This is a genomic window from Nocardia sp. CDC159, from assembly GCF_023740735.1.
Lineage (GTDB): Bacteria > Actinomycetota > Actinomycetes > Mycobacteriales > Mycobacteriaceae > Nocardia > Nocardia pulmonis.
The window spans coordinates 377,204-400,393 of the sequence record NZ_JAMRXH010000005.1; the positions used below are offsets into that span (position 1 = coordinate 377,204).

Sequence of the window (23,190 nt, forward strand, 5' to 3'; positions counted from 1 at the left end):
TGTCTCTCCAGCTTTTAGTGCGTCGGAAACAGCGCGGCCGCGAATGCGCTCGCGGCGCCGACCAGGACTGCGCCGAGGAGCGACCCGGCGAGTCCTTCGACGGCTTCTTCTCGGTACATTCGGATTGCGAGCTGCCCGCCCACCCAGGTGGCGCGGGCGATGCACAGCAGCAGCACGATCCAGGCCAGCCAGCCGAGCAGATGTGTCAGGGGCTCGCTCACCCTGGGGTCCAGCGGTCGGGCGGTCACAGCGGTTCTCCGAGGTTGTCGAGCGCCTGGTACGGCTCTTCGGCCGTGAACAGCGACCTGCCAATATCGGCGCGGTAGGCGAGTTCCAGAGCGCGGGTGAGGACTTCGGCTGCGCGCTGCGGTGCGGTGTGGGGCAGCCAGTGCCCGGCTTCGGGGATCAGATCGATCTCGGCCCAAATCGTTTCCGCGAATCGCAATGCCTGAGCGGGGGGCACGATGCGGTCGTGCTCGCCGGTCGCGACGAAGGTCGGCACGCCGCGTAGCATTTCGACCACGCTGTCGGTGATCCGGTATCTGCTGAAGATCCGCACCTGCTCGGTCATCACCCGCTGGCCAACGCAACGCACTCCGGAAAGGAGCGCACTGTCCGTCGGGTGAACGCAGCCCGGTCGCCGCAGGTAGCTGCGCAACAGCATGGCTCCCACCGCCGGTTCCAGGGCGAGCGCGCCCATGTCCCCCGAGCACAGTCGCCGGAAGAAGCGGCGGTAGTTGGCTGGGAGGCAGGGCATTTCAGGGAACTCTGCGGCACCACCGAACAGCACCAAGCCTGCGACCGCTGTCGCGTGACGCGGGAACCGTTCGGCCCACGCCTGCACCAGTAGCGAACCTGTCGAGTGCGCAGCCAGGATGGTTGCGCCGTGTGCCGCAGTGAGAACGGTATCCAGATCGTCGGCCAACACTGCCATGTCGGTTTCTCGGAACGGACTCGCTGGCGGTGATGAGCCGTAGCCGCGTTGGTCGAAGGCGATCTGCGCGATTCCGCCGTCGAAATGTTCGTGCAGAGTTCGGATCAGCGGCGTCCACACTGTGGAGTCACCGAGCCCTCCGTGGACATATATGACCGTGGCGGGGGCTTCGGTTCGCCCCCATCGGTAGGCCGACAGTTCGGTGCCGTCGACGGGGATGGTGAACAGTGTGTGGTCTTGATACATGCCGTTCCTACCCTCGAGGCGATTGTGTGGATTCGATGGCGTGGCGACCGCGTCGGTAGCGCGTGTTTGGTCGGATTAGTTGGGAGACAACGATTTCGAGATCCGCGCTCATCATGAGCCCGCGATCTGTTGCATGATTTGGCCGGCGCTGGTGGCGACGATGCCGCCAGCGAGGGCGCCCAGGACGATCTTGGGTGACTCGACCGCGCCGCCGTGCCAACGCTCCCATCCGAACTTCCCGCCCGCGTACATCAGCGCGGCGACCCCCGCCAGCATCACCAGCCAGCCCAGCCAGTTGACGATTTTGATCAATCCGTCCGATCCAGGCGGCGCCACCGGTGTGACCTTGATTTCGGCCAGGACGACGACCGACTCGGTGAGCAGCGGGGTCATGAGATGCTCCTCGAGGTTGGGGCGTCGCCTCGCCCGACCGCGATTCGGTTCGTGATGGCGAGTCCTGCGGTGTGGACGTCGACCGGGACGGCCTCGGTGAGCCGCGCGCGGCGGCGCGGCGGCGGGTCGTAGGGCGTGTATTGGGCGAGGTCGTCGAGTTCGCGCACGATCAGTTCGTCGTGCCAGCCGATTGACCACACGGCCCCATCGACCAACTCGGCGACTGTGCGCCGGTAACGACCCACGGCGGCTGGTACCCGACCGGGGCGGGTGGCGACCAGCACGAGCCCGACGATGCTGACCCCCGCGGGGGCGAGACCGGCGTGCCATTCCCGCAGCCGTTCGGCAGCAGCGGTAAGTCCGGGGATGCACTCGCGGGCGGCGACGATCACTCGCTGGGTCGTGGCGGCCGAGGCGGGCCAGGCCAGCCCGGTGTCGGCCGAATGCACCCACCAGCGCGCGAGGGTGGAGGCTCCTGCTCCGCCGTGCGCGCCCAGCACGGCGAACAGCGGCGGGTGCGGCCCGGTCACCGGGAGCGGTGCGTGCCGTACTGGGGCGAGACGATCGGGGGCCGGTGCGGTGATGGTGTCCGGGTCGAGGTGACCGGTCGGTGGTTCGCGATCTGTGGCGTGAACGGTACGTAGGTGGAATGCGGTGGCGCTCATGTCATCCGGCCTTTTGGATGTTGGTGATCAGGAGGTGGCCGGTGTCGGTGCGGCGGGTGTTGATTACCTGGAGGTAGTCCATTCGGGACCGGTCCGGGTGCAGTTCGACCACGTGCACGTCCGCGGTGTTGTCCGAGAGGGGGGTGATGGCCACGCAGTGCGAGCTGCCCGCTGGGATCGACGCGATGCCCGCGGCGAGCGGTTCGGCTGCGATTCCTGCTTCCGGGGCCAGCAGCCGCATCGCCGCCTCTGTCGATCGCTCCCGGTAATAGGCGTGCTCGAAGGCAGCGATGACATTCGGCAAGGTCTGGGTGTTGCCGGATCCGTCGGTCACCGTCGCTCCGGTCAGCCCGTCACACGCGGTGGCAGCGGTCTTCGTCGTGGGCGGTGGCGCTGCGGTGAGGGTGGGGATTGCCACTGGGGCGTCGTGGTGCTGTGTCGCGGTGATGCCCACGGCGACGAGGGCGATGCAGAGGGTCAGCGTGACACCGAGCGCGATCCAGCCACTGCGGGGCAGGCGAGAACGGGTTTCATCCACGCGGCCCGGGGTGAACTCAGAAGCTGGTTCCGCGGTGGGTGGTGTGAGCCACTGCCATTCATCACTGTCGCTCGGTACTGTTTGCGCCGGTGGTGCTTGCTGAAGAGGCACTGCGTCGGTGGGTGTCAGCCAGCCCCATCCTTGGGTGGTGTCGGTCGAGTTGCTTGCCGGAGTGGGCATAATTTCCTCACCTCCTTGCTGGTGCGGGGGTGTCGGTGGATGGGCCCTCCGGGGAGACGGCCCGCGAGGGACAGACCGCACATGTCTCTCTGGCGCAGAGATGGCAGCGACGGCGGTCTCCCCGAAGGGGTCTGAATGGCCCGGTCGGTGTCATGGCGCACCGGGCTCGGTCGGTGCCGGAGCGGTCGATGGGGTAGTCGTTGCGCCGGGCGCGGTGACAGACGTCGGATACGAGTGGCTTGTGGCAGTGGGTGGGAGGCTCTGGGCGGCCCGTGGTTTCGGAGTTGGGCGTGCAGTGCTGGCGGCGGCGAGGTCGTGCGCGGCTGCGGCGAACCAGTTGGCCGCGACGGTGAGTGGCGATTTCCCGCTCGGGTCGGCGGGTGTGGAGGTGTAGGCGCTGTGACGGCCTGCGGTGTCGCTGTATTGGGTTTGCATGGCCAGGCTGTACAGCTGGGATTGGTCGGTGACCGTGGTCGTGATCGCGTCGAATGCCTGGTTGACCCAGCCGAGTGCGGTCTGCGGCGGGATGAGCTCGGCGATCGCGCCGGCGACCTTGGCGCCGAGATTGGCGATCGCCGCGGCCGGGTTGGCCAGCCCGATCGTGGCGAGCTCGGCGATCGTGGCGGGTGTCAGCACTTTCTGCGCGACCGTCACGACGGTGTTCAGGCCGATCGTTCCCAGCCGGAACAGCACTGCCAGGGCTTGGTCCGGTCCGGGCATCGGGGTGGACGGGTCGGAAGCTTCGGCCAACCGTTGTCCGAGCGACTTGCTGGGCTGATACGACAGCTGGTCGAGGCTGGTGCCGGACAAGTCCTCGGTGACGACACCGGCCGCGGTCTTCCACGCGGTCGCCGCCAGCGCTTGGGCCACCGTGGCGATCGCTGCGACCGGGTCACGGATGTCGGATTGGGCGGCGATGTTGCGCACCGTCTGTGCCAGCGGCGATCCTGGTGGGGTGTCACAGGTCATGTCTCCGGGTGAGCAGAAGTCGGCGACTCGGCCGGTGAGCGTCCCGTAACCGCCTCCGGCTGTGGCATTTTGGTCGATGCCCTCACCCTGTGGGGCCTGGTTGGTCAGTCGGACGCTGGCGATGGCGGTTCCGGAGGTGCCGGGGACGGGGCCGGGCGTGTCTTGTGTAGGTGCGCCGACCAGGACGGGTGCGCCTGCGGGGCGTTGGGGGTGTGCGAACAGCGCGACGGCGGCGATGGTATCCGCGGAGATCGGGCTCGCGCCCGTGCCGATGCGGCGGGCGAAGGTCGCCACCGGCACGGCGCCTTGCCCGTACCCCGTTGCGGCGATCTTCGTTGTGGGACAGCGGTCGATGATGTCGTGTGCGATCGACTCGAGCCGAGTCGCCGCGGCGGCGGAGGCTTGCTCGTACGGTTCGTACTCGGTGTACCGGACGTAGACCCGTTGCACGAGATCCCCCGTTTCCGAGAGCAGCGTCGTGAACAGATGCCCGAGCGCTCCGGTGTCGGAACTCGGGTCCGCATCCGGGGATGTTTCATCCGGCCCCTGGACCGCGAGGACGTACAGCGCCGGACACGTTGGGCCTATCGGTGCCGGGTTGTCATCGCGCTGAGCGGCTGCCGGTGCGACTTGGAGCAGCGTGAGAAGCACGCCCGCAACGCAACTCGCAAATGGTGAGCCGGAACGGCCGCGTCTCGCCCGCGGGCGGTTATCCCTACTCGCGCTGCGCCGCAATCCGTCTGAGCTTATGCCCAGTTCTGGTACCGGTTCATTGGTCTGATGCATTGGAATGCCTGTCAACAATGGTTGGGGACGCGGTGTTGTGTTGAAGGTCATCGGCGAGACGGGCGAGCGCTTCGGCGAGGGCTGCGGAGGCGGCGCCCAGGTGGCCAGCGCCGTATTCGCGCCAGGTGACCGGAGTTCCGAGGGCCTCGTAGTCGCGGCAGAGGCGAAGGCCCTGTGCGATCGGCACGACGGCGTCGTTGGTGCCGTGCAGCAGGTGAATTCGCGTTCTCGGCCCGATCCAGCCGAGTCGTTCGCGCTCGAGGACGTAGCGCCACATCGGGTCGTTCCACGGGTCCGGGCGTTCGCACCAGTGGCTCAACGGCATGGGGTAGCGAGCGAGCAGCGTTGCAACGTCGATGGTTTCGGCATCGGCGAGTGCGTCGTGCCCCTCGTCGGTGAGCAGGTGCCGCAGCGGCAGGTGCCGGTAAGCGTGCGACAGGCCGCCCAGACCCGCCAGCCCCAGTCCCGCCCACCGTCCACTGGCGAGGTGAGTCACCAGTTCACCGGGGTCGGCGACGACTGCACCAGCGGCGACCCCGCGCACGTCGAGTTCCGGGGCGTAGATGTCGCACAGTTCTCCGGCCGATGCCGCTGTCCGGCCGCCATCGCCGTAACCCCACACCAGAATCGGCCCATCATCGGTGTCGACGTCGGGCAGCCGGTGGGTGGCACGAGCAATGTCGAGCGCGCAGTGTGCGGCGGCTCGGCTGGCCAAAAACGTATGGGGCCCGTCGTCGAGGTAGCCCTGTCCGTCGGGGACCGCCACCGTCCATCCCCGATCCAGAGCCGCCCCGATACGGTCAGCCTCGAGTTCTTCGCCCGCGGCCAGCAGACGCGATGGTGCGCAGGAACCGGTGAGACCGTGAAATCCCGGGCAATACACCAGGATTGGTCCCGGCCCGATTTCGGCGTTGGTGTCTGGGACCAGGATTGTTCCGGAGACGGCGATGAGTTCGTCGTAGGAGTCACTGGACACGTACACGATCTGCCACGCCTCGGTGCCGCGCAGTTGCGGCGCTGGCGATTTACGCAGCCGCAGCAGATCCCCCGGGCGACGACCAGGCCCGATGAGGACCTCCCGGTAGAACTCGCCGTGGTCAGTGATCTGCGAGTTGTCGGTCATGGTGACTCCCGGCGGTGTCGTGGGCGAGGGCGATCAGCCAAGCGATGCCCGAGGCCAGTGCTCCAGCGGAGGCGTAACCGGTGTGCGCGCTAGCCGTTCCCGCGTACGCGGCCCATACCGCCGGGTTGCTCAAGTCGGCGTTGTCGGCAACCAGCTGGTTCCAGGCCGCGGCGAGCTGACCAGTCAGAGTCGGCAGCACTGCGATCGGATTGGCGGTCACCGCTGCCGTGATGTGTGTCCACTGCGTCTGCGCGGTGGCGGCCTGTGCCGCAGACAGTGGTGCGACACGAGGATCAGCCGCGTCGATAAGCCGCTGGGCCAGCGTCTTTCGCGGCAGATAATCGACCGTGCCGCCGGTGGTCTGGAAATCTTCCGCCAGCATCGTCGTCCACGCCGACCCGAGAGTGTCGGCGAGGATCGCGTTCAGTGAGCCGAGTGCGGCGAGCGGGTTGCGCAGATCGGCTTGGGCGGCGATCTGGGCACCCAGGCGCAGCAGCGCGGCACGGTCGGGTGCCGAGCAAGCCAGATCTCCGACCGCGCAGATCTCGGCTACTCGCCCGGTCAGCGCCCCGAACTCCGCGCCATCGGCGGCGATGCCACCTCCACCGACCATGGCCGGTCCGAGTCGCACTGCAGCGACCGCGTCGCCGCTGGTCCCCGGTGCCGGATCGGGGGCGGTCTGGCCGGGCCGGCCAGGGATCACAGGCGCACCCATCGGACGATCGGGATCCGAATACAACGCGATGGCAGCGACGCGATCCGGTGGGATCGGGCCCTGACCTGCTCCGACCTGTTGGGCAAAACCGGAAACAGCTTGGGCGCCTTGGGAGTAGCCGACCGCGGCCAGCATGGTGTTCGGGCATGCGGCGGCGACCTCGGTCGCTGCGGCGGTCAGGCGGGCGCGGGCCTCCGCAACGGACTCGACATACGGTTCGGGCCCGCCGCCAGGCACTGCTCCCCCGAACGCCGCGCTGTATCCGATATAGCTGCGCTGCACCAGATTCGGCGCTGCCGCCACCACTGGCCCCAGCACCGCTCCGACCAGTCCCGTGTCGGCGGTGGGGTCGGCAGTGGGGGAGGATTGACCGGTGCCCTGGACTGCCAGAATGTACAGCGCGGGGCAATCGGGACCGATCGGCACCGCCTTGGACGTCGTCGGCTCTACCAGGCCGTACAGAACGCAACTGGCCAACGCGGAGGCGCCGAACATCGCGCGCGCGACAACGATTCGGTTCGTCACTGCTGCCCCACCCCTACCCCAGCGCCGAACCCGGCGCCGATGGTTCCCCCGACGGCTGCACCGACTACGGCCGCGGGTATTCCGGCGATCGCCGCTCCGGCAGCGGCCCCAGCTGCTGCCCCCAGTGCGGTTCCGGCGACACCGGAGGTGACGGTTCCGATTAACGGAACCGCGATGACCGTTCCCACTGCGGCACCGGCAATCCCGCCAACTGTGCCGCCGATGAGCCCTCCGACCACCGCTCCCACCGCCGCGGCCGGAGTCCCGGCGACCACCGCACCCACTGCTCCGCCGACACCTGCTCCGGCCATCGTTGCGCCACTGACCCGATCGGACCGTCCAGCCGGAATACCGATGGAGTCCAACGCCGTAGCGATCTGAGCCTCCGCGCCCGCGGCGGTGTTGTTGATGCAGTCACGTACCTCCGGGGGCAGCCAGTCCGGCGAAGGCGTCTCCCACTCACCGATTCGGATGGTGTTGTCGGGTGGCGCGATCGGCGCGACCGGCGGAACGGGTTCGGGTAGATGCAGATCCGCCAACACCACTGGTGGCGCCGGGGCAGATGGCGGTTCCGGCCTCGGGCTCGGGCCATTGCGAACTTCCGGCGGCTGCTGTGCATATGCCGGCGCTGTTGGTGCGGGCCCAGCCTGCGGAGGAGGAGCCGGAGATGGTGGTGGTGGCGGGGTCGTAGTCCCGGGCTGGGCGGGACCCGTGACGCCGGGCTGATCAGCGATCACACGCGACGCACTTGCCCCAGCAATCCCGTAGCAGCTCAGCATGATCGCCAACGGTGCCGCAACGGCGACTTCACTGCGCCGAAACCATGTAACTACCGGTCGCTTTCGCACATATGAAGGGCTGACAATGGTTTTCGGGCAGGCCTCTGACCGAAAGGACGAATGCCAATCAGTGGTCGACGTCTTGGCGTGAGTTATCAACGTGGACATGCGAATTCAGCCTCTCTGCGTGAAACGCGGCGGCGGAGCACAGGAACGGTGGGCGCGGTCTCTCGCGGGCCTCCCAGCAGCATCGATGCAGCCAGGAGACCCTGGGCAGGCCGCGCTGTCAGATGAAAGGCAAGATCAACGACAATGCCTGCCCTGCCACAGCGAGCCCATTGGACAGCAGGGCCAATCCCGCATTGATCCATGAAACAATCACGAACGGATCCACTTCACTCTTCCCTTCGAGGGCGATGTGCACTTGCTGCATCCACCAAACCCCCGAAAACCTCGGAAAGCTATAGATTGATTAGGCGCAAATTTCGTTAGAGGCAAATTGCGCCAAACTTCGAACACGCTGTTTACCAGCGCGTTTGGTGTGATTTTGACGCTCCGAGCGCCAAAGTGCGATTCTTGACTTCCAGCATCAGGTCGGCAGGATGGCCATGGCCACGAGCTGGGCCTGCGTAGCAGGCCCACCCTTGGACGGCTACCAATCCGCAATCAGCAGATAGTGGAAACGGCTCCCAACAGCGTATCCATTCTGGTAGGAAATAAACCGATGGGCACCAGGGGGAACAGCCAATCGTATCTGCCGATCCACCATGCTCGAAAGCCCCGAAGGGAGGGGGGAACTCGCATGCCCGCGAACCCAGTGGAGAGACCCGGCACACCCGTCCGCGGTGCGCAAGCCCGCGTACCGTCATTGGGACGCTTCCTGTTTCAGGTCCGGGAAGCCAGAGGCCTGTCACGCAGACAGGCGCGCCTGAGAACGACGATCAGCGAGACCCACATCCGCGACATCGAGAAGGGCGATCGCGCACCCAGCCCGGAACTGCTCCAGACACTCATCGCTGGATACCAACTCAGCGACAACCAAGCCCGCCACGCCCGCGAACTGCTCGCGCCCCCACTGGATCTCACCCCCACCGAAACTCTCCGCGCCCAGATCCAGCAACACCCGCGCATGCTCGACTACCTGGACTACCTGGACAACGAGCGAGGGATCCTCGCCGCCTACACCGATCCCCTGATCAACCTCCTAGCCGTAAACGACCGCATGGAGCGCGCATTTCCCCGGCTCCGCGAGGTAGGCAACGTTGCCCCCTGGATCTTCGACCACTACTCCGAGGGCGTACTGACCGATCGCGACAACGAGAAGGACCAAGTCGTCGCGCTACTGAAAGCCGCCATGGGCGTCTATCGCGAGACCCCCCAGACCGCGCACCTTCTCCGCCGCTTACGGCCATGCGCCGAGTTCAACAGATACTGGACAACCCGCACCCGCATCGCCTACGGCCGAGACACCACCGACTACCTACGCTGGCGCGACCAAGCCACCGGCGAACACGTCGCCGCCTATATATCGTCAATGAACGTAGAAGTCAAAGACGTTCTGCTCTACCTCGCAGTGCCCGTACCGGACCCGGTGCGTACCGAGCGATCCTGACCGGTTCGCTATCGAGGTGCGCCCCTCCAGACACTCGGGAGCCGCCGTCCTGTACTAGACGGCGAGGCTCCGGTCTTCTCGGCAGGCTTGAGGCTTCGCACTCGGCCTCCTGCGGTTGCTGGCTAATTCACCGGGATCGAGGATCCCCTTCTTGCGTGCCTGCACAAGCCAGCTTCGCACCGTCTCCGGCTGCGCCTGCCGTTTCGGGTCAGGTTCGATCGAGAAGGCGATGTGCTGCAGGACCGGTCGGCCGAGCCGACGAGCTTCCCGACCGTACTCCGCCACCTGGCGGAGGAATTCGTCAGTGAGCTTGCGCGGACGGCCGTAGCGCCGAGGTGTCTTCTGCGGCGACATCGGCACCACCGTGTGTTGTTCGGGCGCCGCCAGCCGGCAGGGAATGTTCTCCACCTCGCGGAGGGCTGTAAGAAAACCTGACCCTGCCGCGGCTGCAAGCCGGGCCAACGGGATGGCCTTGAGGTCGGCATTGGTGATCGCGATGTCGCCGAACCCTGGCGGTGAGTAAATTCGGAGATCCACGACGCGAGGCGGCTCACCATCGTCTTCGATCACCCGAACCTCGATCCGAAAAGGCCACCCCGCGAGCTGCACGATCGCGCAATGACCAGTCTTGCCCGAGCCCGAGACGTCATGGATCTGCCACCCTGGATGGGTACGACAGAGACCGACCATTGCTTGCGGTCGCCGCTCCGCGTAGGCGATTTCACCGCGCCTGGCTGTCGGGTGAACCGCTTCCAGCGGGCTTCTGGTGTTGGATTTGTTTCCTTCCACTTTTCCAACACTAAGCGGGATAGAGATCGCGCAGCACTATGCCGAGCATGGACACATGACAGCAGACCCTCAGGAAAGTTTTGGGTGCACATCTCCAAGAGCGGAACCACACCAGCAGTGCCGGTCCGCTGCTGACACCGTCACCGCTCCCGACGCAGGCAGCGGATCCTTGATCGTCGCCGACCGGAAGCCGAGGTCTCCCGATGTCTAAGTCTGAACCGACTCCCACGCCCAGCCGCTACGTGTCGATCAACTCGGCAGCGGCACGTGCGGGCGTCAGCAAGGACACGATCCGGCGCATGATCGCGGACGGGAACCTGCCCGCCTACAGATTCCGCGGTCAAATCCGCATCGCACTCGAAGACGTCGACAAGGCCATGCGGCGAGTGCGATGACTAGCTGACCACGGTTCCTAGGGCAGATATTGCACGTATATTGCACGAAAGCGGCAGGTCACTACGTACACCGCGTTTGACCTGCCACTTCTTTGTGGTCCCAGCTGGGTTCGAACCAGCGACCTCTCGCGTGTGAGGCGAGCGCTCTCCCACTGAGCTATGAGACCAGATCTGTGGGATTCGGGCGGGCTGTGCGCTCCGTTCCGAACGAGATGGAACCTTAACACGCATCACCCATGTCACACCAAATCGGGGTTCTACCTGCGAGTTTGCCACGGGAGGGTAACCGAGGGATTTAACAGACCGATCGGTACTTATAGGAGTGTGTACCGCCGGCGACCGATCCCGCGGCCGAGCGGCCGAACTACACCTCTGTCATTCACTTCCACCCCCATCTACCAGGCGATTTGTTGCTCACGCGGATCGTGGGCTAATGTTCTTTCTCGCAGCCGGACGGCACGAAGAGCCCCGGAAGCGAAATGCGGATGTAGCGCAGTTGGTAGCGCATCACCTTGCCAAGGTGAGGGTCGCGGGTTCGAATCCCGTCATCCGCTCGAAGGCCAACCCGGCCTTGGTTGGCGGTGTGGCCGAGTGGTGAGGCAACGGCCTGCAAAGCCGTGCACACGGGTTCGATTCCCGTCGCCGCCTCTTAGAGGCACCCCACGCGCGATTAGCTCAGCGGGAGAGCGCTTCCCTGACACGGAAGAGGTCACTGGTTCAATCCCAGTATCGCGCACCAGAGTAAGAGCAGGTCAGCCCCGGTTTCCACCGGGGCTTTCTTGTTTCGTGGGGTATTCGTGGGGTTGATCTCTGGAAGCCTCGGCTAATGAGTGCGAGGTCTCGCCAGGCAATCGACTGCACGCGAGCGACACGGCCGCCCGCTCTGGTCGTGGCGATGTTCCACTTTCAGCACCCCCGTTCCGTGCGGGCCCAGTCGATGCGACCAGTGTCGGTCTCCGCCCCCGCCCCTCTTCGCGGCACAACTGGCGCGCCAACGACGAGCAGGAACGGAATCTGATGATGTCGTCTGATGCCGTGCCGGACACTGATGGTGCGATAGCACATCACTAATCGAGGGTGAGGAGATGGCAAGCACCGATCGAGCTCGTTGGGGAAAGAAATGTGCTCGGTGCCCGTTGTCGATGAGCGTGGGCAGCTCGGCGGTGAAGCTGGTGCCTGGACCGTGACGTGCGGCCGGTGCGAAGACATCGTGCGTCGGAGCGGGATGCGTGCCCATACTGATCTTCGGTTGCCGGAGCTTCGGATCGACAAACCACCGAGCAACACGGTCAAGGGCCCGATCTGGCTGCGCGCCTACGGAATCCCCTACCCGTGTCAGTCGTGTGGCGCGGAGTCGGTCCGAGTTGCCGGGGTACGTCCTGTCTACCCGGCGCCGGAGTTCCGCTTGCTGATCCTGGCGTCCACTGAGCACGCGTGGAAGCTCCTCAAGGAGCTGCTGGCTCGCTCACAGGTCGCTCGACAGATCACCAAATCCATTCATCCCAGGCCGGGCCCCGTCGACCGTGGCGAGGTGTTTGAGGGCGGCTGCATGCACTGCGACGCCAGTTACCCCATCGTCGATGACCTAGCGAGTGGGGTCGAGCGGTACGGCGTACATCGCCTGAATTCGATTGCCGTGGCGGAGTGTTCAGTCGTCAAGTGGCACCGAGCCCTGTACGCCCCGACACGGTCGTTCGTTCGCGTGTGACCCAAACGTTCTCAGTACCATGCGATCGGTCGATTACCGATCTGTACAGGTCGCACAGGGCCTACATCAGGACGGATTGCGGATCCCGTTGGCGTCAACATCTCTCACAGCGGGGCGGAGTCGGCCGCAATCAGATCGATGACGCGCAGGGAAAACGGATATCGACCGGGAATGTCAGCAACAGCTTCTATGAGGACGTGCTCGTCGTCTTCGATCGCCACGACGCGGAACACGGACACGCCCGCGGGACGGATCCGGACAAGCTGATCGACCTCGAACATACTGCGCAGTCTATCGCCTATTATTCGAACTGATGTGCGAGTCGACGGAGTGTCGCAAGGTTGTCGATCTCCCGCGTGAGCAGCAGCTAGCCGAGTTGCGCACCCGTATGGCCACCATCACCGGCAAGGTCGGTGCCGCAGACCGTACACCCACCCGCGCTGCGGCCGACGTGCTCGCAGTACCCGGTGGGATCGGCGAACTGCTCCCCCACCATGGGCTCACCCGAGGCAGTGCGGTGGCGTGCCGGGGCGCAGGGTTGTTGTGCAGGCTCGCCGCCGCAGTCACCGGTGCCGGACGCCACACCGCAGTCATCGGGCGTGCCTGCTCGGCTTGCTCGCCGTGCACGAGATGGGTGGAGATCTATCGCGATTGGCGCTGATCGACCCATCTGGCGGCGACAGCCTCGAGATCGCCTCCGTACTGGCCGACGGGATCACGCTCGTAGTCCTCGACGACCCGGTCACGGTAGCACCGGCCCGAGCTCGGACGCTGCTGGCGAAAGTTCTTGCGCAGAAGGCAATCCTGATGTTCACCGACCGGGTCCGCGGGATCCGCGCCGACCTCGTCCTCAATTCCCGACCGACCGGATACACCGGGATCGGACGCGGCCGCGGGCGAGTCCGTGAGATCGAACTTGAGGTCCACGTGTCCGGCCGTCATCTCCACCCACACACGGGCCGAATCCGGCTCGCGGCCACCGGCGACACCGGCACGGCATGGTCCCACCTCGCCACCGCTACCGCGGGTGCACAGCCCATGATCCGGGCGGTCTGAACCATGCCCAACACCGACGGCCCCGCGATCCGGCGACTGCCGCAACCGCGGCGGATCATGGTCGATCCGACTAAGGTGTGGGTGATGGCACGCAACACCGGCCAGCAGCGGCCGGCGATCGGGATGCGGGCACGAGCCTTCGTCGCCTGCCCTCAGATCCAGTGGTGGCCGGGCTGGCAATACTCAGCGGCACTCATGCAGGTCAACGGCATCAGCCGGTACGCCGAGATCGCCCTCGACCTCCAGAGTCGGAACCGGCAGCAGGTCATGACATTCCGGCAATGGGTGCCCTACGACGCGATCCGCCTGCCCACGGCACAGGAAGTTGAGGGACTATCGTCGCCGGAGACTGCGCTGACAGCGATGTCGACTCCAGCCCCCGCGCAGGACATCATTCCCTCAAGCTCGGGTGATCGGAATCAATCGCTCGCATTCCCAGTGCGACAGCGCGCCACGTCAGCAGAAGTTGCACCCACCGCTGCCCCGGCCATTCGCCTCGGTCATCGGGATCCAGATCAGCAGCCAGCAACGCCTCGCGGTCGACGGAGTCCTCCATGACCAATCAGACGCAGGTTCTCTGGGGATCCCGGAGAGTTGAGGCCCGAATCTGAGAACATTGTTGCAGCTCAGCGGCTTTCGTGAAGACGGTAGCAGATCACCACATGTGTGGTGGAAGAACTGGCGTCGGCCGCATCCGAACGCCTGGCATGCGGCATCTGAGTTCGTCTGGGTGGCTGACCTGTGCAGCAACCGAACTGTGCGATCGGTGCGTAGGTGGCGGATACTTCCAGACCGTCAGAATGCGGCCCCGGCTGATGCCTACCGTATGGTCGGTGACGTCATGTTGATCTTCTTACTGGCACTTGCAGGGTTCGCCTTCCTCGATTCCCTTCACGTCCTGAACGTAGGGATCACCGCTGCGGTGGTCGTCGACAGCAGACTAGGCCGTCGCTCGCCGTCCCAGGAGCGCTGAGCTTCATGCGGAAAGAGGCATAGTGCTCTCCCTGTTGGGCCGGAGGACCGAAGCCGTAAGGGAAACACAAGCAGGGCTAGCGGCAATGCCCTCGAATTCCAACAGTTGGCGTCAATGCTTAAGGATATAGACCCGGATATGACAACCTAACCTCGCTCCTTGGGATAATATCCACCCTCACGCCGCGCCTTTTCCGCCCACTCACGCAGAGCTTTACCGTATTCGCGTTCACGACGTTCCGACTCTGCTGCTTCGATCAAGGCCGTCATTTCTTCATCCGTGAATTGACCAGCCTTCTGCACCACTATCGGATCCATATTCCATCCCAATGCTTGGCGTCCGAGTTCGAAACGAACTTCCGGATCATCGGCGTTGGCGATCTTCACCAGGATTTCATCCATTTTATTCACGGCCGGTGATCATACCCTGGTGCCCCGACAAGTTCTCTTGTTCAGCATTTAGGGGTTCGACATGCTCAGCGATACGAGAGTGTGTCCAGTTGTGTTCGTATTTCAAGCGCAGGATGGTGGCGACCTTGTCCGGGTCGCGGCGGCCGGCAGGGTCGGCGTTGCACACCGATTCGGCGATCTCGACCACCGGTCGTGCGCACCGGCGGCCATCGCCGTGGTGATCCACGGAAACGAATCTCCCGACGAGATCGCCGACAAGGCATGGAATGCGGCGTGGGACTTTTACTTCGTGCGCAGAGCGGAGCTTCAACGTCTTTCGGGCCGCGTTGGTGCGGCCTCCCACGGCCAGGAAGATGTCTCTGGCCAGTGCGATCTCGTACGTGCACAGCGCACCGAACTCGTCTCGGGCCCAAGCGATGAGCTGCCGCATGGGCCACATTCGGCCGCGGGAGCGCCACCGTCTGCGAGTGCGGTCCAGATAGCAGGTGTACAGCAATGTGGCGTACGGCCCCAGCAGCGCCCCCAGCGGGTAGGTCGCCTCGGTCGCTGGGTCCGGCAGCGGTAGCCCACGGCGCCACAGTTTGTCCCGCCGCTCTGGCGGATACCGTTGCGCGAACGCGTATCTCGTCTCCTCGATGCCCCAGTCACGCAGTACGCGGTCCAGGGCGTGACGCATTCGTCGTGTCGCTGGCGCGTTGAAAGTGCCGTCGCGCCGCCATGCCGACTCACAGATCGCGGTCCCGTACTCGACATCCACTGTCGCAGTGGTGGTGTCCCGCCACGGGAACGCCAACAGCAAAGCACGCAGATCGGTGCGGTGGTCCTGGTTGCGGAGAGTGCCGAAGTAGAACCGCTCAATGTCGATGGCCACGTTGGTGTCGACGAGAAGAATGTCCGGCCGATCCTCCCGGCTGGTCGGCCCGATCACGCGGTAACGGCCGATCGCGCCCGACCAACCCTTGTCGCTGAGGCTCACGGCCGCCGCCCCTCCTCCGGTCTCCGGGATCCTGGCCTCATCGAGATCCCGATCGCCCCAAGATACGTCAGCCCGCACCGCCACCGCCCCCAGATTTGTGCCCGTCTCGTAACACCTCGCCCGGTCTGGGTCCGTCTACATCACCGCATTGCAACAGGCCGCAACGTTTCCATTCTCGGTGCTCCAGCACATCGTGCATCGACTCCGCGGTGGAACAACTAGCGGCTGCTGCACGCCCGCAACGCGTTCAGCGACCGCAACCGCCGCCTGCGCCGCATACAGGTCGCGGCCTGATTGCCTTGCGCCGCACGGGGTAGCCAACGAGCGAGCATCGATCGGAAAGGGGGGTTGCGGTGGACCAGCGGGCGATTGTCCGACGGCTGCTGGCCGGTCATGGCGTCAACGGGTTCGGCGACGGCCTGTGGTTCAGCATATGGGCCATCTATTTCACGAAGATCCAGGGGATCTCACCGACGGCCATGGGTCTGGCGGTTGGGATCGGTGGTGCCGTCGGACTTGTCGCCGCGGTACCGGCCGGGGTGCAGGCAGACCATCGCGGCCCGCGCGAGGTTCTCGGCGTCATCACCCTGCTACGCGGGCTGATCATGGCCGGCTACATCCTTGTCGCGGATTTCTGGTCGCTGCTGCTGCTCACCGCGCTCTTCTCGGCAGTGCAGAGTTCCGGTTCGGGAGTGCGGGTCACGTTGGTCTACGGCCTGATGCCGCGCGACACCCAGCTGCGCGTGCTCGCGCAGTCCAGAGTTGTGCAGCACATTGCCTATTCGCTGGGTGCCGGTGCGGCCGCGATCGTGCTCTCCGTCGGCACCAAGGAGATCTTTGCGGGCGCGGTCCTGCTCAGCGGGGCCACCTTCGTGGTAGCCGCGGCGGTCACGATGACGGTGCCGAGCGTGCCCGCGGTGCCGATCGACCGCAGACGTCGCAGTACGCAGGCGATCCGCGATATGCCCTATGTGGCCATCATGGCCAGCACCGCGGTCCTTGCCATCTGCTGGTCGATGCTCGCCACCGGACTGCCGCTGTGGATCGCGGACGACACCGCCGCTCCGCTGTGGACGGCCGCACTCGCGGTGGTGGTCAGCTCAGCGGCGATCGCCTTGTTCCAGGTGCGGGTGACGAAGGGGCGCGACGCCGCGGACACGGATGGCGCGGTGCGATCCACCCGGATCTCGGCAGCCGCGCTGGCGCTGTGCTGCGCGGTCTTCGCGGCGGCGGCCATGTCGGCAACGCCCGTGCTGGCCACTGTGGTCGTCATGCTGGGTGTCTGCGTGCACGTGGTCGGCGAAATCTACTACGTTGCCGCACGCTGGGGGCTGTCGCTGGGGCTGATGGTGGGCGACGCGCAGGGCCAGTACCAGGGTGTCACCGCGAGCACCGAGGCGGTGGCCGTTGCCGTGGGGCCGGCTTTGGTGACGCTGCTGGTCGCGGGACTGCACGGAGCGGGCTGGCTGATCCTCGGTGGCCTGATGCTTGCCGCGGCGGTGCCGACCCGGGCTCTGGTGCGGCGGGCGCTGCACGACGCCGACCGGGTGTCGGCGTCGGTTTAGCGCGATCGATGCCGGTTGCTCTATTCGGAAAGCCCTTGCGTACCACGGTTGCCCAGCAGGTCGGAGAACCGCGACGCGCTGATATTGCCGCCCGAGACGACGACCCCGACGCGCGGGCCGGGAAGCTCGACTTGTCCTGCCAGCAGTGCGGCTACTCCGGCGGCGCCGGTCGGCTCGGCGACAATCTTCATCGTCTCGAACAGAAAAGACATGGCCGTCACCAGTTGGTCGTCTGTGACCAGGGCGATCTCGTCCACCAACCGACGGTTGACGGCAAAGGTGAGTTCGCCGGGGATTTCGGCGGCTTGTGCGTCTGCGATGGTGTGTGGAACCGGAATCGGAACCCGGTGGCCGGCTTCGAGTGATCGTTTGGTGTCGTCGCCGTCGACGGGTTCGACGCCGATGATGCGGATACCAGGGGCCAGCGCGGTCGCCACCGTAGCGCAGCCGGCCATCAACCCGCCCCCGCCGATGGGAGCGAGGAAGGCGTTCCGCGGTCCGGTCCTCTCGATGAGCTCGAGCGCCGTCGTGCCTTGTCCGGCCATCACTTGCGGATGATCGAATGGCGGAATGGCGGTCAGGCCGCGTTCAGTGGCGAGGGCTCGACCAATCGCGGTTCGGTCCTCGGTATAGCGGTCGTAGGCGATGATCTCGGCCCCGTACTCTTTGGCGGCGGCCGTCTTCGAGGCGGGGGCGTCCTCGGGCATCACGATGACCGCGGAGGTGCCCAGCAGCCGCGCGGACAGCGCGACTGCCTGAGCATGGTTACCGGAGGACCAGGCCACGACGCCGCGCGCGAGTTGTTCGGCGGACAGTCTCGAAATCGCGTTGTAGGCGCGGAACTTGAACGCGCCGATCCTCTGGAAATTCTCGCACTCGAGAAACACCTCGGCGCCGACACGCATGTTCAATATTCGGGAAGTCAGCACCGGGGTTCGGTGGGCGACACCAGCCAGCCGGTGCGCTGCCACCCGTACGTCATCGGTGAAATGCCCTGCCACTCAAGGCATTCTGCCATACCACGCAGCGGAGGTACTGCCGCCGAACGATGCCGATCCGCACCCATCGCCGTGGCCGATGGTCGGGTGCTGGGGAGATGGGAGATATTGAGACATCTATCCCGTTGTATGACGCGGCATTTCGTGGCCGCGCCGGCGGAGTTGGGCGGGGGCGGCGTCGTGACCTGGGAGTAAGCCGATTTCGATGGGAGCACGAGGGTGGTGGAGCGGAAAAATGGGTGGGAACGGTGGGACGTGATGAGGCGGTACGGTCGGGTGCATGGAGCGGGGTTTTCTTGCGGCGGAGGAACTTTTGGCCGCTTTGCGAAATGGTGATGTCAGTTCGGTGGAATTGACCGAGGAGGCGATTGGTCGGATCGAGCGGGACGATGCGGTGCTCAATGCGATGTGTGTGCGGGACTTCGAGCGGGCGCGGGAGGCCGCGCGCTGTGCCGATCGGGCGCGAGCTCGCGGGGAGGATCGGGCGCTGCTCGGAATTCCGGTGACGGTCAAGGAGTCCTATGACGTGGCGGGGCTGCCTACGACCTGGGGTATGCCGCGGTTCAGGGAGTATGTGCCGGTCGAGGACGCGGTGCAGGTCGCGCGGTTGAAGGCCGCGGGGGCGGTGGTGCTCGGAAAGACCAACGTGCCGTTCATGTTGCGAGATCTGCAGAGCTGCAACGAGATCTACGGGGCCACCAATAATCCATGGGATCGCGGTCGCACGGCGGGTGGATCGTCCGGCGGGTCGGCGGCGGCCCTGGCGGCCGGATTCGGTGCGCTGTCCATCGGTTCCGATCTCGCCGGATCGCTGCGCACCCCGGCGCACTTCTGTGGCGTCTACGCGCACAAGCCGTCGCATGGGCTGGCGCCGAGCCGCGGAATGGTCCCACCGCCCGGACCGGCCCTGCCCGCCGAACGCGACCTCGTCGTCGTCGGGCCGATGGCGCGCACCGCCCGCGACCTCGGGCTGCTGCTGGACGTGATGGCGGGGCCGGACCCGCTGACGCACGGTGTGGCGTACCGCCTCGCGCTGCCGCCCGCCCGTCACGAGCGGCTCTCGGACTTCCGCGTCCTGGTCCTCGACGAGCACCCGCTCATTCCGACCGGCTCCGCCGTGCGGGCCGCACTGGACCGCGTCGCCGACGCACTCGCCGCGGAGGGCGCTCGCGTCGAGCGGCACAGTCCGCTCCTGCCGGATCTCACCGAGGCCGCGACGCTCTACACGCAGTTGCTGGTCTCGGGTGCGGCAGCGAGTCTCGATGCCGACCAGTACGAGCAGATGCGGACCGCCGCCGCCGGACTGGCCGCCGACGATCAGGGTTCGGACGCGACATGGTTGCGTGGCGCGGTGTTCAGTCACCGCGACTGGTTCGCGGCGAACAACCGCCGTGAGCTGCACCGCCACGGCTGGCGGCAGCTGTTCGGCGAATTCGATGCCGTGCTCTGTCCGATCACGCCGACCCCCGCGTTTCCGCACGACCACGACACCGATCTGCGGGACCGGACGATCGACATCGATGGCGTCGGATACCCGTTCGGCGACCAGCTCGTCTGGGCCGGGCTGGCCACCATGCCCGGCCTGCCCGCCACCGCGATACCGGCGGGCAGGTCCTCCGCGGGCCTACCGGTGGGTGTGCAGCTCATCGGACCGATGTTCGAAGACCGCACCCCGCTGCGGCTGGCCGAACTGCTCGAGCAGCGGATGGGCGGCTTCCGGGCGCCCGTGGCAGTATGATCGAAATCTCTTGTGCGACATCGGGGTAGGTGGCGGCCGTATGGGACATCCGTGGTTCGGACAGCGGCGGCTGGAGGTTGTCGCGCCGGTGGAGACCATTCGCCGAATGCTGCGGCACGAGATTCGGGATATCGGTTATCCGGAGTTGGCAGTGGCGCCGGGGACGCCGATCGCGTTGCCGCGGCGGGCCTGTGCGGAGTTGTATCGGGTGAGCTTGGCGCTGTTGGATCTGGTGCGGCGGACGGCGTTGGAGAGTGCGGAGAGTACGGCCGGGCGGCTGGCCGCCTATCGGATGCCGGACAGTGAGAATCAGTTGTTCGTGGCGGATCGGTTCGTCGAGGAGCGGTATGCGGATTGGGTGGCGCGGCCGGATGTCGTGATCGGGGCCGAGGGGCCGAAGTTCTTGGAGTTCAACGTATCCGGGGCGCTCGGCGGGGCGGTGGAGGGGCATTGCCGGTTGGAGGTGTGGCGGCGGCTCTACGCGGACGAGTCGGGACGGATGCCGTTCGAATGCCGGAGCCCGCTCGCCGTGCGGATGGACATGTTCCGGGCGCTGTGCACGGAACTGGGGGTGGCGCCGCGGGTGGCCATCGTGGGTAGCGCGCGGGATCAGGGCGTGGAGTCGACGCGGTTCTTCGACCTCGAGGTGGACTACTTCAACAATCACGGGATGACCGCTCGATTCTTCGAGCCGGAGGATCTGCACGAGGCCTGGGATTGTCCGCCGGGACTGCGCTATCCGGTGGGGCTGCGCAACTTCACCATTCCGGACTGGAACGAACTGGGCATCGACACCGCCCCGGTCCAGGCCGCGCTCGAGCACGACTGCCTGCTGGTCGGCACGCAGACATCGACGTTCATGTCCAGCAAGCTCACCATGGGTCTGCTGTCGGAGGGACGGCCGTGGATGAGCGCGTCGGAGCGCGCCCTGGTCGACCGGTACCTGCCGTGGACGCGACTGCTGTCCGACCGGCGGACCACCCGCGGCGACGCGAAGGTGGACTTGATCCCCTTCGTCATCGGCAACCGGGAACTGTTGGTACTCAAGGACAATCTCGGAATGAGCGGTAAGCAGGTCGTCATCGGCCAGGACACGACCCAGGCGGAATGGGAGGCCGCGATAGCCGGTGCGTCCGGCACCAGCGTGGTGCAGGACTTCGTCGAACCGCACACCTGCCGGCTGCCCATGATCGCCGACGATACGGACGAACCCCACGAGGTCGAGATCGCACCGGTTTTCGGGCCGCTGCTGTTCGGCGGCCGACCGGCGGGGATCTTCACCCGATTCTTCGGCGACGGCTCCGCGGGCGTGGTGAGCGTGCTGGGCCGCGGCAGCTGCGACAACGTGGCCGTCGCCGTCTAGCGTCCGCGCTCGGCGCGATTGTGGGACTTTCCGTCTCGAGCTCTTTTCGGTACCTGTTTGCGCGAAATACACTGATTATCAATGCTATTCGTATATTTCCGAATCGAAAAGCATTGCGACACATACCATCATATGCCCATTTTTGCGAAACCCCCTCTACCACTAGGGGTTTCGAGTACTCATAACCGAGCCTACAGTAAGTACGTCTGCGACCGGAGAATCGACCGGAGCATTTGCGAGGAATCCCATGTACAAGAAGTTCGCCGCCATCGGTGCCGCCCTGTTCGCGTTAGCCGTCCCCGCCTCGGCGTCACCAGCCTTCGGGGCGCCCGAGTGGCCGACGACGCCGCCGGGCAAGATCATTATCGACGTTGTGACCGTCAACGGCTCGGGGTGCCCCCCGGGGACCGCGGCCGTGGCGGTGGCGCCGGACAACACGGCCTTCACCGTCACCTACAGCCAGTACACGGCACAGGTGGGCGTGGGGTCCTCCCCGACGGACTTCCGGAAGAACTGCCAGCTCAACCTGAAAGTCCATGTGCCACAGGGGTTCACCTACGGCATCGCCTCGGCTGACTATCGGGGATTCGCACATCTCGAGAAGGGGGCGACCGCGCTGGAACGGGCCCGCTACTACTTCCAGGGCAATTCGCCGACCGATTTCGTCGACCACACCTTCAAGGGCCCCTTCGAGGACGACTGGCAGGCGACCGACAAGACCGATGTGGCGTCGATCGTCTACAAGCCGTGCGGCGAAAACCGCAACTTCAATATCAACACCCAGTTGCGGGTGGACGCCGGCACGTCCGATCCGAAGAAGACCACCAGCTTCATCACCATGGATTCCACCGACGGCGCCATCAACACCGTCTACCACTTCTCCTGGAAGAAGTGCTGATCAACGGCGATAATCGACTCGGCCCCGGTCACCACCGGGGCCGAGCCATGCGGCCGTGTCCAGACCGAGCACGCGATCCAGCGCCCGCGCCCCGGTGTCGGTCAGCCGCAGCGAGCGCCGCCCGCCGTGCCGCCGCAGCCACCCCGCCGATTCCATTCTCGTCAACAGCGCCGCGCCCAGTGCGCCGCTGAGGTGATGGCGTTGTTCGCTCCAGTCGACACAGAAACGCAGCAGCGGACGGCGTTGACGGCGCACGGTTTCCAGGTCCACACCGAGGCGGGCGAAGGTCCGCTCGGCGTCGGGGCCGAGTTCGTACGGATGCTCGGCGACCGGTGCGGACAGTCGATCGACCTGTGCGCGTTGGTTTCCCGCGACGCCGTCGGTGCGCACCAGCGCCCGATGTTCGAGCAGAGCCTCGGTCACCGCGACACCGAGCTGTCCGGCCAGATGGTCGTAGCAGCTGCGGGCGCGGCGCATGGCCGCCGCGCGCGTCGATTCTTGCAGCGAACGCACCGGTCGGGTCGGCGCGAGTACCGCCAATGCCTCGATCGCCGCGCCGACCTGGGGATTGGCCAGCCGGAAATAGCGATGCCGACCGGAGCGTTCGACGGTGAGCAGACCGCCGTCCACCAGCCGCGCGAGATGTTCGCTGGCGGTCGAGGCCGCCACTCCCGCCTCCGCCGCGAGCACCGAGGCGGGTAGTGCGCGGCCGTCGGCGAGCGCGGCCAGCACCCGGGCCCGGGTGGCATCGGCCAGCAGGGCGCCGACCGCGGCGATATCGGCGTATCCGTGCAGCGGGCGATTGTCGATCATGCGGCCAGTCTGCCGCGCGCACGCTTCGGCCGTGACCGAAAGG

At 66.0% G+C, this 23,190-nt stretch carries 24 protein-coding genes and 4 tRNA genes; 11 read left to right on the plus strand and 17 right to left on the minus strand.

Annotation, left to right across the window (positions count from 1 at the left end; translation table 11 throughout):
- Nucleotides 1–14: 14 nt before the first annotated feature.
- The 9 genes from NDR87_RS14230 to NDR87_RS14270 all read right to left on the minus strand — a co-directional run bounded on the left by NDR87_RS14230 (nucleotide 15) and on the right by NDR87_RS14270 (nucleotide 8,286).
- Nucleotides 15–248 carry a hypothetical protein gene (locus tag NDR87_RS14230; RefSeq protein ID WP_251911974.1) on the minus strand — a complete coding sequence of 78 codons (234 nt, stop codon included), beginning with the start codon at nucleotides 246–248 and terminating at the stop codon, nucleotides 15–17.
- Nucleotides 245–1,180 (minus strand): alpha/beta fold hydrolase, encoded by a 936-nt coding sequence (locus NDR87_RS14235; RefSeq protein WP_251911973.1) that lies wholly within the window; start codon nucleotides 1,178–1,180, stop codon nucleotides 245–247. Before NDR87_RS14235 ends, NDR87_RS14230 begins: the two co-directional genes overlap by 4 nt.
- 111 nt (nucleotides 1,181–1,291) lie before the next feature.
- Nucleotides 1,292–1,573 carry a hypothetical protein gene (locus NDR87_RS14240; protein WP_251911972.1) on the minus strand — a complete coding sequence of 94 codons (282 nt, stop codon included), beginning with the start codon at nucleotides 1,571–1,573 and terminating at the stop codon, nucleotides 1,292–1,294.
- Nucleotides 1,570–2,238, minus strand: a complete 669-nt coding sequence (locus tag NDR87_RS14245; protein WP_251911971.1) for a hypothetical protein — start codon at nucleotides 2,236–2,238, stop codon at nucleotides 1,570–1,572. The genes NDR87_RS14240 and NDR87_RS14245 overlap by 4 nt, the downstream gene beginning before the upstream one ends.
- Nucleotide 2,239: 1 nt before the next feature.
- Nucleotides 2,240–2,956: a hypothetical protein gene (locus NDR87_RS14250; RefSeq protein ID WP_251911970.1), complete on the minus strand. Its 717-nt coding sequence runs from the start codon at nucleotides 2,954–2,956 to the stop codon at nucleotides 2,240–2,242.
- A gap of 150 nt (nucleotides 2,957–3,106) precedes the next feature.
- Entirely contained in the window at nucleotides 3,107–4,762 is a 1,656-nt protein-coding gene (locus tag NDR87_RS14255) for a cutinase family protein (RefSeq protein ID WP_251911969.1), read from the minus strand.
- The gene (locus tag NDR87_RS14260; protein ID WP_251911968.1) at nucleotides 4,695–5,834 is read right to left on the minus strand and encodes a lipase family protein; all 1,140 of its coding nucleotides are present in this window, start codon (nucleotides 5,832–5,834) and stop codon (nucleotides 4,695–4,697) included. The genes NDR87_RS14255 and NDR87_RS14260 overlap by 68 nt, the downstream gene beginning before the upstream one ends.
- Nucleotides 5,809–7,074, minus strand: a complete 1,266-nt coding sequence (locus NDR87_RS14265; RefSeq protein WP_251911967.1) for a cutinase family protein — start codon at nucleotides 7,072–7,074, stop codon at nucleotides 5,809–5,811. The genes NDR87_RS14260 and NDR87_RS14265 overlap by 26 nt, the downstream gene beginning before the upstream one ends.
- Before the next feature lie 1,065 nt (nucleotides 7,075–8,139).
- Nucleotides 8,140–8,286: a hypothetical protein gene (locus NDR87_RS14270; protein WP_251911966.1), complete on the minus strand. Its 147-nt coding sequence runs from the start codon at nucleotides 8,284–8,286 to the stop codon at nucleotides 8,140–8,142.
- Between the two features lie 369 nt (nucleotides 8,287–8,655).
- Between NDR87_RS14270 and NDR87_RS14275 the strand changes: the two genes are divergently transcribed.
- Nucleotides 8,656–9,465 carry a helix-turn-helix domain-containing protein gene (locus NDR87_RS14275; RefSeq protein WP_251911965.1) on the plus strand — a complete coding sequence of 270 codons (810 nt, stop codon included), beginning with the start codon at nucleotides 8,656–8,658 and terminating at the stop codon, nucleotides 9,463–9,465.
- Nucleotides 9,466–9,519: 54 nt separating this feature from the next.
- Here NDR87_RS14275 and NDR87_RS14280 read toward each other — a convergent pair whose 3' ends face one another.
- A complete protein-coding gene (locus tag NDR87_RS14280; protein ID WP_251911964.1) occupies nucleotides 9,520–10,254 on the minus strand; it encodes a hypothetical protein in 735 nt (244 codons plus the stop codon).
- Nucleotides 10,255–10,457: 203 nt separating this feature from the next.
- On the opposite strand from NDR87_RS14280, the gene NDR87_RS14285 reads away from it, so the two are divergent.
- Nucleotides 10,458–10,649 (plus strand): excisionase family DNA-binding protein, encoded by a 192-nt coding sequence (locus NDR87_RS14285; RefSeq protein ID WP_251911963.1) that lies wholly within the window; start codon nucleotides 10,458–10,460, stop codon nucleotides 10,647–10,649.
- Between the two features lie 95 nt (nucleotides 10,650–10,744).
- Here NDR87_RS14285 and NDR87_RS14290 read toward each other — a convergent pair.
- Nucleotides 10,745–10,816, minus strand: a tRNA-Val gene (locus NDR87_RS14290).
- A gap of 314 nt (nucleotides 10,817–11,130) precedes the next feature.
- Here NDR87_RS14290 and NDR87_RS14295 point away from each other — a divergent pair.
- The 3 genes from NDR87_RS14295 (at nucleotide 11,131) to NDR87_RS14305 (ending at nucleotide 11,388) form a co-directional block, all read left to right on the plus strand.
- Nucleotides 11,131–11,203: transfer RNA gene (locus NDR87_RS14295), tRNA-Gly, on the plus strand.
- 23 nt (nucleotides 11,204–11,226) lie between these two features.
- Nucleotides 11,227–11,297, plus strand: a tRNA-Cys gene (locus NDR87_RS14300).
- A 16-nt stretch (nucleotides 11,298–11,313) separates the two neighbouring features.
- Nucleotides 11,314–11,388: transfer RNA gene (locus NDR87_RS14305), tRNA-Val, on the plus strand.
- A gap of 1,073 nt (nucleotides 11,389–12,461) precedes the next feature.
- Here NDR87_RS14305 and NDR87_RS14310 read toward each other — a convergent pair.
- Nucleotides 12,462–12,638: a hypothetical protein gene (locus NDR87_RS14310; RefSeq protein ID WP_251911962.1), complete on the minus strand. Its 177-nt coding sequence runs from the start codon at nucleotides 12,636–12,638 to the stop codon at nucleotides 12,462–12,464.
- A gap of 86 nt (nucleotides 12,639–12,724) precedes the next feature.
- Nucleotides 12,725–12,853 carry a hypothetical protein gene (locus NDR87_RS37330; RefSeq protein WP_286013486.1) on the minus strand — a complete coding sequence of 43 codons (129 nt, stop codon included), beginning with the start codon at nucleotides 12,851–12,853 and terminating at the stop codon, nucleotides 12,725–12,727.
- A gap of 155 nt (nucleotides 12,854–13,008) precedes the next feature.
- Between NDR87_RS37330 and NDR87_RS14315 the strand changes: the two genes are divergently transcribed.
- Nucleotides 13,009–13,413, plus strand: a complete 405-nt coding sequence (locus NDR87_RS14315) for a hypothetical protein (RefSeq protein ID WP_251911961.1) — start codon at nucleotides 13,009–13,011, stop codon at nucleotides 13,411–13,413.
- 84 nt (nucleotides 13,414–13,497) lie between these two features.
- Nucleotides 13,498–13,971, plus strand: coding sequence for a hypothetical protein (locus tag NDR87_RS14320; protein ID WP_251911960.1), 474 nt, complete (start codon nucleotides 13,498–13,500; stop codon nucleotides 13,969–13,971).
- A gap of 561 nt (nucleotides 13,972–14,532) precedes the next feature.
- Here the strand turns inward: NDR87_RS14320 and NDR87_RS14325 are convergent.
- Both NDR87_RS14325 and NDR87_RS14330 read right to left on the minus strand, forming a co-directional pair.
- The gene (locus NDR87_RS14325; protein WP_251911959.1) at nucleotides 14,533–14,796 is read right to left on the minus strand and encodes a hypothetical protein; all 264 of its coding nucleotides are present in this window, start codon (nucleotides 14,794–14,796) and stop codon (nucleotides 14,533–14,535) included.
- The gene (locus tag NDR87_RS14330) at nucleotides 14,789–15,772 is read right to left on the minus strand and encodes a hypothetical protein (protein ID WP_251911958.1); all 984 of its coding nucleotides are present in this window, start codon (nucleotides 15,770–15,772) and stop codon (nucleotides 14,789–14,791) included. The genes NDR87_RS14325 and NDR87_RS14330 overlap by 8 nt, the downstream gene beginning before the upstream one ends.
- A 353-nt stretch (nucleotides 15,773–16,125) precedes the next feature.
- Between NDR87_RS14330 and NDR87_RS14335 the strand changes: the two genes are divergently transcribed.
- Nucleotides 16,126–17,337, plus strand: a complete 1,212-nt coding sequence (locus NDR87_RS14335; protein WP_251911957.1) for an MFS transporter — start codon at nucleotides 16,126–16,128, stop codon at nucleotides 17,335–17,337.
- A gap of 20 nt (nucleotides 17,338–17,357) precedes the next feature.
- Here NDR87_RS14335 and NDR87_RS14340 read toward each other — a convergent pair whose 3' ends face one another.
- The gene (locus NDR87_RS14340; protein WP_251911956.1) at nucleotides 17,358–18,338 is read right to left on the minus strand and encodes a pyridoxal-phosphate dependent enzyme; all 981 of its coding nucleotides are present in this window, start codon (nucleotides 18,336–18,338) and stop codon (nucleotides 17,358–17,360) included.
- A gap of 277 nt (nucleotides 18,339–18,615) precedes the next feature.
- Here NDR87_RS14340 and NDR87_RS14345 point away from each other — a divergent pair, with 277 nt between their 5' ends.
- The 3 genes from NDR87_RS14345 to NDR87_RS14355 all read left to right on the plus strand — a co-directional run bounded on the left by NDR87_RS14345 (nucleotide 18,616) and on the right by NDR87_RS14355 (nucleotide 22,334).
- Nucleotides 18,616–20,073: an amidase gene (locus NDR87_RS14345; RefSeq protein ID WP_251911955.1), complete on the plus strand. Its 1,458-nt coding sequence runs from the start codon at nucleotides 18,616–18,618 to the stop codon at nucleotides 20,071–20,073.
- Nucleotides 20,074–20,113: 40 nt separating this feature from the next.
- The gene (locus NDR87_RS14350; RefSeq protein ID WP_251911954.1) at nucleotides 20,114–21,436 is read left to right on the plus strand and encodes a hypothetical protein; all 1,323 of its coding nucleotides are present in this window, start codon (nucleotides 20,114–20,116) and stop codon (nucleotides 21,434–21,436) included.
- 247 nt (nucleotides 21,437–21,683) lie between these two features.
- On the plus strand, nucleotides 21,684–22,334 hold the full coding sequence (locus NDR87_RS14355; protein WP_251911953.1) for a DUF4360 domain-containing protein: 651 nt from the start codon (nucleotides 21,684–21,686) through the stop codon (nucleotides 22,332–22,334).
- On the opposite strand, the gene NDR87_RS14360 is transcribed toward NDR87_RS14355, so the two are convergent.
- Complete coding sequence (locus NDR87_RS14360; protein ID WP_251911952.1) at nucleotides 22,335–23,147, minus strand: helix-turn-helix transcriptional regulator; 813 nt, start codon at nucleotides 23,145–23,147, stop codon at nucleotides 22,335–22,337.
- Between the last annotated feature and the right edge of the window lie 43 nt (nucleotides 23,148–23,190).